Annotated in this window: 12 protein-coding genes; 11 read left to right on the forward strand and 1 reads right to left on the reverse strand. The window is 74.1% G+C overall.

The genetic code is table 11. The features are described from left to right. The 9 genes from VMV22_00365 to rplS all read left to right on the forward strand — a co-directional run. The coding region (locus VMV22_00365) for a zinc finger domain-containing protein (protein HUY20770.1) at positions 1 to 493 on the forward strand (493 nt) is incomplete at its 5' end. Positions 494 to 622: 129 nt separating this feature from the next. Continuing rightward, on the forward strand, positions 623 to 4,162 hold the full coding sequence (smc, locus tag VMV22_00370) for a chromosome segregation protein SMC (protein ID HUY20771.1): 3,540 nt from the start codon (positions 623 to 625) through the stop codon (positions 4,160 to 4,162). Positions 4,163 to 4,223: 61 nt separating this feature from the next. Further along, positions 4,224 to 5,396 (forward strand): signal recognition particle-docking protein FtsY, encoded by a 1,173-nt coding sequence (gene ftsY / locus VMV22_00375; protein ID HUY20772.1) that lies wholly within the window; start codon positions 4,224 to 4,226, stop codon positions 5,394 to 5,396. A 102-nt stretch (positions 5,397 to 5,498) separates the two neighbouring features. Then, positions 5,499 to 7,013, forward strand: a complete 1,515-nt coding sequence (gene ffh / locus VMV22_00380; protein HUY20773.1) for a signal recognition particle protein — start codon at positions 5,499 to 5,501, stop codon at positions 7,011 to 7,013. A gap of 164 nt (positions 7,014 to 7,177) precedes the next feature. Further along, on the forward strand, positions 7,178 to 7,459 hold the full coding sequence (gene rpsP, locus VMV22_00385; protein HUY20774.1) for a 30S ribosomal protein S16: 282 nt from the start codon (positions 7,178 to 7,180) through the stop codon (positions 7,457 to 7,459). Continuing rightward, positions 7,456 to 7,836, forward strand: a complete 381-nt coding sequence (locus VMV22_00390) for a KH domain-containing protein (GenBank protein HUY20775.1) — start codon at positions 7,456 to 7,458, stop codon at positions 7,834 to 7,836. Before rpsP ends, VMV22_00390 begins: the two co-directional genes overlap by 4 nt. Continuing rightward, complete coding sequence (locus VMV22_00395) at positions 7,796 to 8,344, forward strand: PRC-barrel domain-containing protein (GenBank protein HUY20776.1); 549 nt, start codon at positions 7,796 to 7,798, stop codon at positions 8,342 to 8,344. Before VMV22_00390 ends, VMV22_00395 begins: the two co-directional genes overlap by 41 nt. 9 nt (positions 8,345 to 8,353) lie before the next feature. Continuing rightward, on the forward strand, positions 8,354 to 9,157 hold the full coding sequence (gene trmD, locus VMV22_00400; protein HUY20777.1) for a tRNA (guanosine(37)-N1)-methyltransferase TrmD: 804 nt from the start codon (positions 8,354 to 8,356) through the stop codon (positions 9,155 to 9,157). A 117-nt stretch (positions 9,158 to 9,274) separates the two neighbouring features. Further along, positions 9,275 to 9,640 (forward strand): 50S ribosomal protein L19, encoded by a 366-nt coding sequence (gene rplS, locus VMV22_00405; protein ID HUY20778.1) that lies wholly within the window; start codon positions 9,275 to 9,277, stop codon positions 9,638 to 9,640. A 236-nt stretch (positions 9,641 to 9,876) separates the two neighbouring features. Here rplS and VMV22_00410 read toward each other — a convergent pair whose 3' ends face one another. After that, positions 9,877 to 10,935 carry a putative sulfate exporter family transporter gene (locus VMV22_00410; GenBank protein ID HUY20779.1) on the reverse strand — a complete coding sequence of 353 codons (1,059 nt, stop codon included), beginning with the start codon at positions 10,933 to 10,935 and terminating at the stop codon, positions 9,877 to 9,879. A 70-nt stretch (positions 10,936 to 11,005) separates the two neighbouring features. Here VMV22_00410 and VMV22_00415 point away from each other — a divergent pair, with 70 nt between their 5' ends. Together VMV22_00415 and VMV22_00420 are read left to right on the forward strand one after the other, a co-directional pair. Then, entirely contained in the window at positions 11,006 to 11,920 is a 915-nt protein-coding gene (locus VMV22_00415; protein HUY20780.1) for a LysR family transcriptional regulator, read from the forward strand. A 317-nt stretch (positions 11,921 to 12,237) separates the two neighbouring features. Next, a partial coding sequence (locus tag VMV22_00420; protein ID HUY20781.1) for a DUF2469 family protein occupies positions 12,238 to 12,353 on the forward strand: 116 nt, incomplete at its 3' end.

Raw genomic sequence — 12,353 nt, forward strand, 5'->3', positions numbered from 1 at the left:
CGGCGAGATGTTCGTCACCGCCTCCGACGAGCTCACCTCCCAGGTGCCGGAGCTCGCGCACCTGGGGTTCGACCCCCTCGAGGACGTCATGAGCTGGTCCCGCTTCGGGCAACTGCTGGCGGATCGGCCCACCGCCCTCAAGACGCTGCTCATGGACCAGAAGTTCGTGGCCGGCATCGGCAACATCTATTCCGACGAGATCCTCTTCGCGGCGGGCCTTCGCTACGACCGCCAGTCGAACTCACTGAGCGCGCAGGAGATCCGCCGGCTGTACCGGGCCATGGTCGAGACCTTGACCGAGGCCGTGAAGCACCGGGGGTCGTCGCTCGCCGACGAGCAATATCGTGATCTCTACGGGGTGATCGGCGACTACCAGGGCCAGCATCAGGTCTATGACCGAGAAGGCCAAGCGTGCCGGCGCTGTCGCAACAACGTGGTGAAGGTGAAGGTCAACGGTCGCTCCGCGTTCCTGTGCGAGCACTGCCAGATCTGAGGCCGCCCCGCTCGTCGCTCGCGGTGATGCGGCCCCGCTGACCTGCACATTCGACGCCCCCGCGGGCGTGCTTGGTGGCCACAAGGGGTATCACCGTTTCGAACAGAGCGACAGGTAGGGTGGCGACCGGTGTTCCTGAAGTCGCTCACCCTCAAGGGTTTCAAGTCCTTCGCGGATCCGTCCACGCTGCTCTTGGAGCCCGGCGTCACGGTGGTGGTGGGCCCGAACGGGAGCGGCAAGTCCAACGTGGTCGACGCCGTGGCCTGGGTGCTCGGTGCCCAGGGGCCGCGCACGGTGCGGTCGTCGAAGATGGAAGACGTCATCTTCGCGGGCTCCGCCGACCGCCCCGCTCTGGGACGGGCCGAGGTGTCGCTCACCATCGACAACCGCACCGGGCGGCTCCCCGGCGGACTGGCCGAGATCACCATCACGCGCACACTGTTCCGCTCGGGTGAGAGCGAATACGCCATCAACGGCCAGCCCTGTCGTCTCCTCGACATCCAGGAGCTGCTGTCGGACTCGGGTGTGGGGCGCCAGCAGCACGTGATCGTGAGCCAGGGACAGCTGGGTGCGATCCTCGACTCTCGCCCCGAGGACCGGCGCGCCGTGATCGAGGAGGCGGCCGGGGTGTTGAAGCATCGCCGCCGGCGCGAGCGGGCCGAGCGCCGCCTCGCCGCCACCGAGGAGAACCTCGACCGGCTCGGTGACCTGCTGCGCGAGGTCCGTCGTCAGATCCGGCCGCTCGAGCGCCAGGCGGCCGCCGCCCGCTCGCACGCGTCGTTGGCGGACGAGCTGCGCGCCCTGCGGCTCCACCTCGTCGGCCGCGAGCTGGCCACCCTCGAGGCGCGCCGCCAGTCCGCAGGGGCCGAACGCGAGCAGCTGCGCGACCGCGAGGGACGCCTGGCGGCGTCGATCACCGAGCTCGATGCCGAAGCGGACACCACCGCCGCCCGGCTCGCCACCCAGCGCGACGAGGATCTGGTCGTGGCCCTGACGCGCGTGCAGGGCCTGGTGGAGCGCTGTCGGGGGTTGAACGGTGTCGTCGCCGAGCGCCGCCGCTCCATCGCCCGCGCCCTCGAGGCGTCCGCGGACACCGACGTCGTCTCCACGCTCGAAGCCGACGCCGCCCGCTTGGCGGCCGAGCTCCAGGCGACGTCGCACGACGACGCCGCGCTGGCTCCGCTCGCCGAGGAGGTCCGGGACGCCGAGCACGCGCTGGCCCGCGACCTGGCCGTCCACGAGGCGTCGTTCGCCGATGTCGCCGGCTTGCGCACCGCCGAGGAGGCCCACGCCATGGCGCGGGGGCAGCTCGAGCCGCTGCGAAGCGCGCTCGAGCGGGAGCAGGGTGGCCTGGCGCGCGCCGACGAGCGGCTCCGGGCCACCGACGAGCGGCGTGCGGCGCTCGAGTCCGAGGCCGCCGCCCTGGTCCAGCAGCTCCAGGTGTCGGAGGCGCGCCTGCCCGAGGTGTCGGGCCGCGCCGAGCAGGCGCGCGCGGCGGCGGATGACGCCGCACAGCGCCAGCGCGGCGCGGAGGACGCCCTGCGCGACGCCGAGCGGGCGCGTCATCGGCTCGAGGCGCGCGCCGAGGCGCTGGCGCGCCGTGCGGCCGAGGAGCGCGGCGACACCGGGGCCGACATGCTCGGCAGCGGTGGCGGCGTGCTCGGGGTCCTCGTGGACCTGGTGGACGTCGACGACGGCTGGCGCACCGCCTTCGAGGCCGCCGCCGGCGCCGCCCTGGGGGCGGTCGTGGTCGACGGCGTCGACGCGGCGCGCGCCGCGCTGGCGACCCTGCACGAGCACGAGGCGCCCGGGACGCTCCTGGCGACACGGCCCGACGGTGGCGGTGACGCGGCGGCGCCCTGGTCGCCCTCGGTGCCGCCGGGCCCCCCGCTTCCCCCCGGGGCCGAGCCGCTGCGCCGCCACGTGCGCCCCCGGGTCCCGGCCGTGGCCGGCGTGCTCGACCGGGTGCTCGCGGGCGTGGTCGGCGTCGGCGGTGGGTGGATGCCGGCCGTCGACCTCGCGCTCGAGCGGCCCGACCTCGTCGTGGTCAGCACCGACGGCGACCGGTTCTCGCCCGCCGGGTGGTTGGTGCGCGCCGGTGCCCCGGCGCTGGCCGCGCTGGCCCGTGACGCCGCCGCCGAGGCCGAGGGCGCCGCCGCGGCCGCCGAGCGCGCCGCCGCGGCGGCGGAGGACGCCCGGCGCGTCGCCACCCGGGCGGTCGCCGAGGCCGCCGATGCCGCCCGCCACGTGGACCGGGCCGCGGACCTCCACCGCAACCTGGTGGCCACCCGCGACCGCGTGGCCACCGAGCTCGGGCTGGCCCGGACGGAGTGGTCCGAGGCGTCCCGCCTGCGCGCCTCGCTGGGCGAACGCCTCGAGCGCGACGCCGCCCAGCTCGACGCCCTCGAGGAGCGCCTGCCCGAACTGGAGGCCGCCGCCGCGGCCGCCGCCGGGCGCCTGGCTGTCGCCGACGAGGCCCGGCGCCGGCTCGAGGACCGTCGGGCCCAGGTGGCCATGCTCCGCCGCGACCTCGAGGTGAAAGAGGCCGGCCTGGCCGAGCGACGTGCGCTGCTCACCACGCGCCTCGAGGACACCGAGCGCCGGCTGGCCGGCCACGTCGAGGCGCGCGAGCGCGCCGGGGAGCGCCGCCGCCGGCTCGAGGCGGGGGCGCTCGCCACCGACCGCCTCGGCGTTGCCGTCGACCGGCACGCGGCCCGCCTGGTCGAGCTCCTCGACACGCTCCGCCTGCGTCGCAGCCGCCAGCTCGACGACGTGCGGGCCGGTGGCGCCCGGCTCGACAGCCTGCGCCGGCAACGCGCCGAGGCCGACACGCACCTGGCCCAGACACGCCAGGAGATCCAGCAGCTCGAGCTCGAGCTGGCCGAGTCGGGCGTGCGGCGCGACGCCTCGGTCGAGGCGCTGCGGCGCGAGCTCGGGTGCGAGCCCGAGGAGGCCATGGGGGCGCCCTGCCCCGAGCTCCCCGAGGGTGTGGACGCCGCCCGGCGGGCGGCGGTGGTCGAGCAGGAGCTGTCGTCGTTGGGCCCCGTGAACCCGCTGGCGCTCGAGGAGCTGGGCACCCTCGAAGAGCGCCACCGGTTCCTCGAGGAGCAGGTCGAGGACGTGCGCCGGGCGCGGCGGGAGCTGCACCAGGTCATCCGGGCCGTCGACGACGAGATCATGCGCGTGTTCGCGCAGGCGTTCGCGGATGTCAACGAGCACTTCCAGGTGCTCGTGTCCACGCTGTTCCCCGGTGGGACGGGGCGATTGAGCCTGACCGACCCCACGGACCTGCTCGACACCGGCGTCGAGGTCGAGGCCCGACCGGCGGGGAAGAACGTGCGCAAGCTGTCGCTGCTCTCGGGGGGCGAGCGGTCGCTCGTGGCCCTGGCGTTCCTCTTCGCCGTGTTCCGCAGCCGGCCGTCACCGTTCTATCTGCTCGACGAGGTCGAGGCCGCGCTCGACGACGTGAACCTGCACCGCTTCCTCGACCTGCTCCACGAGTTCCGGGAAGAGGCGCAGCTCATCGTGGTGAGCCACCAGAAGCGGACGATGGAGGCCGCCGACGCGCTCTACGGCGTCACCATGACGCCGGGCGGGTCGTCCAAGGTGGTCAGCCAGAAGGTGCGCCGAGAGCCCACCGACGCGGAGCCCGCCACCGCCCCCGCCTGACCTGCCGTCACCGGTCGGCGCGCCGATCGGTGACGATCGGCCCCGTTAGGCTGCCGGGGCCATGCTCGCCCTCTGGATCGTCCTCGCCGTCGTGGTGGCGGCCCTCGTCGTGGGCCTCGTCGTCGCCGTCCCACGCCGGGCCCGCCGCCGGCGCGCCGCCCCCCGGGCAGCAGAGGCACCGGCCCCGGTCCTCGGGGGTGAGGCGGCCGCCCCGCCCACCACCGCGCCGGCGCCGGGGCGCGCGCCACCGCCGCCACCGCCGGCGCCCGCGCCGGTCGCCGGTCCGCCCGCCGCCCCGGAGGCGGAGGCGGAGCCCGAGGCCGGGGCCGCAGCGGCACCCGAGCTGCGCGAGCGCATGGGCAAGACGCGCGGGCTCATCTCCGGGTACGTGCGCGCCCTGCGGGCCCGGTCCTCGGTCGACGACGACGCCTGGGACGGGCTCGAGGAGGCGCTGATCCGGGCCGACGTCGGCGTGGCCACGACCACCGCGCTCCTCGACGACCTCCGTGCCCGGGTGCACTCGGGCGAGCTGCGCGGCGCCGACGCCGTCGTCTCGGCGCTGCGCGCCGACCTGCGCGGGTCGCTCGACGTCGCCGCCGGCACCGCCCTGGCCTACGCCGAGGACGCCACCACCGTGTGGCTGTTCGTCGGCGTCAACGGCGTGGGCAAGACCACGACGATCGGCAAGGTGGCGCGCCGGCAGGCGGCCGCCGGCCGCTCCGTGCTCCTCGCCGCCGGGGACACCTTCCGGGCCGCGGCGGGCGAGCAGCTCGAGCAGTGGGCGGATCGGACCGGGGTCGAGATCGTGCGCGGTGCCGAGGGCGGCGACCCGAGCGCGGTGGTGTTCGACGCCGTGCAGCGCGCCACGGCCCGCGGCAACGACCTGGTGCTGGCGGACACGGCGGGACGGCTGCACACGAAGGTCAACCTGGTCGAGGAGCTGAAGAAGATCCGGCGCGTGGCCGACCGACCGCCGGGACGCGTCACCGAGGTCCTCCTGGTCCTCGACGCCACCACGGGCCAGAACGGGCTGACCCAGGCGCGCCAGTTCCTGGACGCCGTGGGGGTGACCGGCGTCGTGCTCACCAAGCTCGACGGCTCGGCCAAGGGGGGGATCGTGATCGCCATCCAGCGCGAGCTCGGGCTCCCCGTCAAGCTGGTGGGCCTCGGTGAGGGGCCCGACGACCTCGTCGCCTTCGACGCCGACGAGTTCGTCGACGCACTGTTCGAGTGAGGCCGGCGATGAGCCCCCGGGCGACGCGGCCGGCGGGGGCGTGGCCGGCGGGGGCGCGGCCGGCGTGGGCGCGGCCGGCGTCCCGGTAGCCTGGACGTCCGCATGTTCGACGCGCTCTCCGACCGACTCGAGGGGATCCTCGGTCGCCTCCGCAGCCGGGGGCGGCTGAGTGAGGCCGACGTCGACGAGGCCCTGCGCGAGATCCGGACGGCCCTGCTCGAGGCCGACGTCGACCTCGGCGTGGCCCGGTCGCTGGTCCAGGGCATCCGGGCCCGCGTCGTCGGCGAGGAGCTGTCGAAGAGCCTGAGCCCGGGCCAGCAGGTCGTGAAGGCCGTCCACGACGAGCTCGTCGAGGTCCTCGGGGGCGAGACGCTGCGCCTGACCTACGCGTCGGCGCCCCCGACCGTCGTCCTCCTGGCCGGGCTCCAGGGCTCCGGCAAGACCACCACGGCGGCCAAGCTGGCCCGGTGGTTCCGCCAGCAGGGGCGCAACCCCCTCCTGGTCGGGGCCGACCTCCAGCGGCCGGCGGCCGTCGAGCAGCTGCGGATCCTGGGCGAGCAGGCCGGGGTGCCCGTGTTCAGCGAGCCCACCGACCCCGTGGCCGTCGCCGCCGGGGGATTGCGCGAGGCGCAACGCCTGGGCCGCGACGTTCTCATCGTCGACACCGCCGGACGCCTGGCCATCGACGAGGCGCTCATGGACGAGGTCCGGCGGGTGTCCGCCGCGGTGTCGCCCCGCTACACGTTCCTGGTGATCGACGCCATGACGGGGCAGGACGCCGTGGCCACGGCGCGGGCCTTCCACGACGCCCTCGAGCTCGACGGCGTCATCCTCACCAAGCTCGACGGCGACGCCCGCGGCGGCGCCGCGCTGAGCGTCAAGGACGTGGTCGGCCGGCCCATCGCCTTCGCGTCCACCGGTGAGCGCCTGGCCGACTTCGACCAGTTCCACCCCGACCGCATGGCCAGCCGCATCCTCGGCATGGGCGACGTGCTCACGTTGATCGAGCAGGCCGAGCGCGAGTTCGACCACGACGTGGCGGCCGAGGGCGCCACCCGGCTGCTCGAGGGACGGTTCACGCTGGAGGACTTCCTGGCGCAGCTCCAGCAGGTGAAGAAGCTGGGTTCGCTCGGCGGCCTGCTGTCGCTGATGCCCGGGGTGCCGAAGGAGCTCAAGCAGGCCGACGCCTCCATCGACGACGGTCAGGTGGCGCAGGTCGAGGCGATCATCCGGTCCATGACGCCCGCTGAGCGCGGCGAGCCCGCCATCGTCGACGGCTCGCGCCGGTCGCGCATCGCCCGGGGGAGCGGGACCACCACCCAGGAGGTCAACCAGCTGCTGCGGCAGTTCAAGGAGGCGCAGCAGCTCATGCGCTCGCCGGGGATGCTCGGGGGGATGCTCGGCGGCGGCAAGGGCGCCAAGCTGGCCCAGGGCCTCGCCGAGCGGATGGGCCAGGGCGGGGCCCCGCCCGGGGCCGGCGACCTCGGAGGCCTGGGCGCGCGGCCCGGGGCCGGGCCGGGCCCGATGCCGGGGGGCGTGGCGAAGGGGCGTCCCGGGTCGAAGAAGAAGAAGGGCGGCCGGGTGACCCCGAAGGCGGGTGGGAACGGGCGCCGGTAGGCACGGACGGGCCCGGGCCCGACCCCGGGCGCACCCGCCGTCGGGGCGCGCCGCACCCCGCGCCATGCCGAGGTTTCGACCCCCACCCCGGCGACAGGTCACAATATGAGGTCCGTGCCCTCGAGCCCGAGGCGAGCACGACGAGGAAGGCAGGGAAGTCGACGGTGGCAGTGAAGCTCCGCCTCATGCGGATGGGCAAGAAGAAGCAGCCGACGTACCGGGTCGTCGCGGCCGACAGCCGTTCGCCGCGCAACGGGCGGTTCATCGAGATCGTGGGGACCTACGCCCCCCGTGGTCGCTCGACGGCCGAGCCCGACGCCGTTGTGACGATCGACAACGACAAGGCCCTCAAGTGGCTGCGGCAGGGCGCGCAGGCCACGGACCGTGTCGAGAAGCTGTTGCGGGCCTCGGGGGCATGGGACGAGTACCGTCCGGGCTCCAAGTGAGCGAGACCGGCTTCGGCGAGGCGGGCGACGCCGGCGACGACCTCGACGACGACATGGGCAACGTCGAGGTCGGCGAGGACGTCGACGACATGGCGGGGAACAGGGTCGACGACATGGCGGGGAACCGCGTCGAGGGCGGGAGCGCCCGGGCGGTCCTCGACTACATCGCACGCTCGTTCGCCAGTGAGCCCGACGCCGTCGTGGTCGAGACCGACGAGTCGAGCCGCGGGGTGCGCTTCCGCATCCACGTCGCCCCCGGTGACATGGGGCGCATGATCGGCCGGCGCGGCCGCGTGGCCCAGGCGATCCGCACGCTGGTGCGGGTGGCGGGTTCTCGTGACGGGACGGACACCAACGTCGACTTCGTCGACGACTGACGACCCGGGCGCCGGCCGAGGCGCGGCGTCGGCACCCGGCCCGCTGCTCGAGGTCGGCACCGTCGTCAAGCCGCACGGGCTCCGGGGTGAGGTGGTCGTGCGCTTCGTGAGCAACCGCCCCGAACGCGTCGAGGTCGGGTCGCACCTCGTCACCGACGGCGGCGATCTGCTCATCGAGGCGGCCCGACCCTTCGGGTCGTGCTGGTTGCTGATGTTCGCCGGCGTGCGGTCGCGCGAACAGGCGGAGCTCCTGCGGGGCACGGTGCTGCGCGGGGCCCCGCTCGAGGACGAGGAGGCCTGGTGGGTGCACGAGCTCGTCGGCGCCGAGGTCGTCGACGGCGCGGGCAGCCGGCTGGGCACGGTGTGCGCCGTCGTGGCCAACCCGGCGAGCGACCTGCTCGAGCTGGACGGGGGAGGCCTGGTCCCGCTCCGCTTCGTCGTCGAGCGGTCCCCGGGCCGGATCGTCGTCGAGGTCCCCGAGGGGCTGCTCGACCCGCCCCCCGCATAGGCGCCGCCGGTGCGCATCGACGTCTTCACCATCTTCCCGGACCTCCTGGAGCACTACTGCGAGGGCTCCCTGCTCGGTCGGGGCCGGCGGGCGGGGTTGCTCGACGTCCGCGTCCACGACCTGCGCGCCGCGGCCGGGGACCCGCGCCGGTCGGTCGACGACGCCCCGTTCGGGGGCGGCGCGGGGATGGTGCTGGCCGCGGGCCCGATCTTCGACGCCGTCGAGGAGGTCGTGCCCCCGCGGCCGCTCTACCTCTTGGCGCCGGGTGGTCGCCGCCTCGACCAGCGGGTCGTCGAGGAGCTGGCCGCCCTGGGGGGGTCCGCGTCGGGGGGGTTCTCCCTGCTGTGCGGGCGCTACGAGGGGGTGGACCAGCGGGTGGCCGACCACCTCGTCGACGGCGAGCTGTCGGTCGGCGATTACGTCCTGAGCGGGGGAGAGGCGGCCGCGCTGGTCGTGGTGGAAGCGGTGGCGCGCCTGGTCCCCGGCGTCATGGGGAACGAGGAGTCGGCGGGCGACGAGAGCTTCAGCGACGGGTTGCTCGAGTACCCGCAGTACACCCGGCCCGCCGCGTTCCGGGGGTGGACCGTGCCCGACGTCCTGCTGACCGGGGACCACGGGCGCATCGCCCGGTGGCGCCGGGCCATGGCGCTGCGCCGGACCCTGGAGCGCCGCCCCGACCTGCTCGACGCCCGTGGTGGGCTCGCCGACGAGGAGCGCCACCTGCTCGAGGAGCTGGACCAGGCGCCGCCCCCTGTCCCCGGGGGGACGACGACGGCCCGGGGCGCGGCCCCGCCCGGGAGGCGGCTATCCTGACGTGCTCCGGCAGGCTCTGCACGACCCCGTCGCTCCCGTTGCCTCGGCGGCCTCGGTGGCCTCGGCGATGGCACTGTCCGGGCCGCTCGGAGCTGGACCCGTGAAGGGACGCGCGCCATGAACCCCACTGACATCGTCGATCGCGAGAACCTCCGGGACGACGTCCCCGACTTCCGGCCGGGTGACACGCTCAAGGTCCACGTGCGCGTCGTGGAGGGCAGTCGCGAACGCAACCAGGTGTTCCAGGGTGCGGTCATCCGCCGTCAGGGCACCGGCGCCCGCGAGACCTTCACCGTGCGCAAGGTCAGCTTCGGGGTCGGCGTCGAGCGGACGTTCCCGGTGCACTCGCCGGTGTTGGCGAGGATCGAGGTCGTCACCCGCGGCGACGTCCGCCGCGCCAAGCTCTACTACCTGCGCGGTCGCGTCGGGAAGGCCGCCAAGATCAAGGAGAAGCGGCAACCTTTCGCCGCCAAGGCCAAGTAGCCCCACGAGGTCCCGGGCACCGTCTCCGGCCTCGGCCGGTCCCCTCGGGCGCCCCGGCCCGGCTGTCACGGCCCTGCCGGACCGCTACCCGGTCGGCGACACCAACGTTGTGGCCCGGGCGCAGGTCGCCGCCCGTTCGCGCCGGATCTTGACGGTGCCGGCATCGCTCGGAGTCGTCGCGGTGTCCTTGATCGCCGGATCGGCGACGCGCTCCGGAACCTCGGCAGTGCCGCGGTTCAGAGCATCTGGAGGGCCAAGCTGGTCGCGGCCACCAGCACCCACAACACGGCACCGAGGGCCAGGGGGCGCAAGCCTGCACGCCGGACGTCCCGGGGCCGGGTGGAGAGGCCGATCGCACCCAGTGCCGCGGTGATCATGACCTCCGCTGTTGGCGACAGGGCCTGGTGCCACGCGGTCGGGACCAGGCCGATCGTGTTCAAGGCCACGGCGACGAGGAACCACCCGATGAACGCCGGAACGACGTCGCGCAGTTTCGCCCCGGCTCCACGTCCGTCCGTGGACGCCGGGCGTGTGCGCCAGCCCGACAGGACGAGGGTGATCGGGATGATCATGAGCGTTCGGGTCAGTTTCACCACTACCGCGTACGACGTGGCCCCGTGCCCGAAGATCGTCGAGGCGGCCACCACCGAGGACAGGTCGTTGACCGCGGTGCCGGCCCACAGTCCGAAGGCGTGGGGCGAGAGCCCGAGCGCGTGGCCGATGGTCGGGAAGCTCAGCACGGCAGCCACATTGAAGGTGAAGATGGTGGCGATGGCGTAGGAGACGTCGGCATCAGAGGCGGAGATGACCGCGTCGGTGGCGGCGATCGCCGATGCACCGCAGATGCCGGTTCCCACCCCGATCAGCGTCCGCAGATCCCGTGCCACGCCCAGCGTCGTTCCTGCCACGACGGACCCGAGCAGCGCCACCGCCAGCGTGCCGAGGAGGACGGGCAACGACGAGCCCCCGATGGTGAGCACCTCGTGGAACGAGAGTCCGGTGCCGAGGACCACGATCGACGTCTTGAGGACCGTCCTGGCCGCGAAGCCGAGCCCGGGGCGCGCCCGGGGTGCCGGCAGGCGGACGAGCGCAACTCCGATCCCCCCGAGGACGGCGAACACCGGGGCGCCCACCACCGGGACAAGGTGACCGAGGGCCGTGGCCACGGCGGTGAGGACCACCACCGGTGCCAGCCCGGGCAGGAGGGCCGCAGCACGCTCCAGCCGGGTCCGGCCCGGAGCGACCTGCGCTCGCAGGGAGGTGTTCGAGGCATCCACCCGCATCCGCTTCCCCATGTGTCCACGTTCCACCGGGTGGGCGGTGTCGGGTAGACCGAAACTCGGCGCGATCCCATAAGGTGGCCTTATGCCCCTCGGCGAACCGGTCCCCGACATCCGGTCGCTCGACCTGCTCCGCACGGTGGCCGAGCTGGGCTCGATCCGTCTGGCTGCCAGCGCGCACCACGTCAGCCAACCGGCGGCGAGCATGCGGCTCCGGTCGCTGGAACGGACGCTCGACCTGGAGCTCCTGGACCGGTCGGGCGGCCGGGCTCGGCTCACGGCCACAGGGCTCGCTGTCGTGCAGTGGAGCGAGGCGGTGCTCGAGGGCATGCGAGACCTGCTCGTGGGGACGGCGGCAGTGCGATCGGAGGGGCGCGACACCCTGCGGATCGCGGCCAGCATGACCGTGGCCGAGTACCTGGTGCCGGGGTGGCTGAACCGCCTACGGGCGTCGGACCCCGACGTCGCCGTCTCCCTGCAGATGGGGAACTCCGAGCGCGTGACCGAGGTCATGCTGCGCGGCGGTGCGGACATCGGGTTCATCGAGGGGCCGGACCGACCGCCCGATCTGCGCACCGAGGTCGTCTCGGGCGACCACCTCGTGGTGGTGGTGGCGCCGTCACATCCATGGGCGCGCCGCCGCCGCCCCCTGTCGGCCGCAGCCCTCGCCGCGACACCCCTCGTGCTGCGCGAAGCGGGGTCGGGCACACGGGAGGTGCTCGAACGCGCGCTGGCCGCCTTCGGGCTCGAGCCGACACCCCTGGTCGAGTTGGCGTCCACGACCGCTATCAAAGGGTCAGTCGCGGCAGGCACCGGGCCCGGCGTGCTCAGCCGACTGGCCATCGAGCCGGAGGTGACCGACGGCCGGCTGGTGGTGGTGGCGACATCGGGTGTCCCGTTCGAACGAATGATCCGCGCGATCTGGCCGCGCGACCGTCCACTGACGCCTGCAGCCGCGCGACTCCTGCGGCAGCTCACCGAGGGCACCGCCAGGAGGTGAGGGCGCGGGCGTGACCGGTAGAAGTGCTGTGGACGCCGTACGCCGGGGAGCACGGCCCCGCACCCACCCATGCCCCCTCGACGGCATTCGACCAGCGGTCGTCAGAGGGTGTAACACGATTCCCTCGGGATCCCCGCTTCCGACGGCACCATGGAACACGAAGGACCACGAATGTCCGGATCTCAAGAAATCCCAGGTCACAAGAGGTCCGGTCAGAGTCCTGCCTATGATCGTTGGATACCGGGGCGAATCGAGCGGCTAGCACACGGTGCGCCGCTTCCCCGGGCCCGGATCGAGGCGATGGTGGCCGAGCGACGATGAGCGAAGAGGACCTCGAACGGTACGAGGCCGAGATCGAGCTGGCCCTCGTGCAGGAGTACCGCACGGTGCTCCCGCTGTTCCGGTACGTCGTCGAGACCGAGCGCCGCTTCTA

Source organism: Acidimicrobiales bacterium (assembly GCA_035531755.1).
GTDB lineage: Bacteria > Actinomycetota > Acidimicrobiia > Acidimicrobiales > UBA8190 > DATKSK01.

Bases quoted from the DNA above. Each gene is read 5' to 3' on its own strand.
- VMV22_00415 (HUY20780.1), top strand. From the start codon at position 11,006: ATGCCCCTCGGCGAACCGGTCCCCGACATCCGGTCGCTCGACCTGCTC.
- ftsY (HUY20772.1), top strand. From the start codon at position 4,224: ATGCTCGCCCTCTGGATCGTCCTCGCCGTCGTGGTGGCGGCCCTCGTC.
- VMV22_00410 (HUY20779.1), bottom strand. From the start codon at position 10,935: ATGGGGAAGCGGATGCGGGTGGATGCCTCGAACACCTCCCTGCGAGCG.
- ffh (HUY20773.1), top strand. From the start codon at position 5,499: ATGTTCGACGCGCTCTCCGACCGACTCGAGGGGATCCTCGGTCGCCTC.
- rplS (HUY20778.1), top strand. From the start codon at position 9,275: ATGAACCCCACTGACATCGTCGATCGCGAGAACCTCCGGGACGACGTC.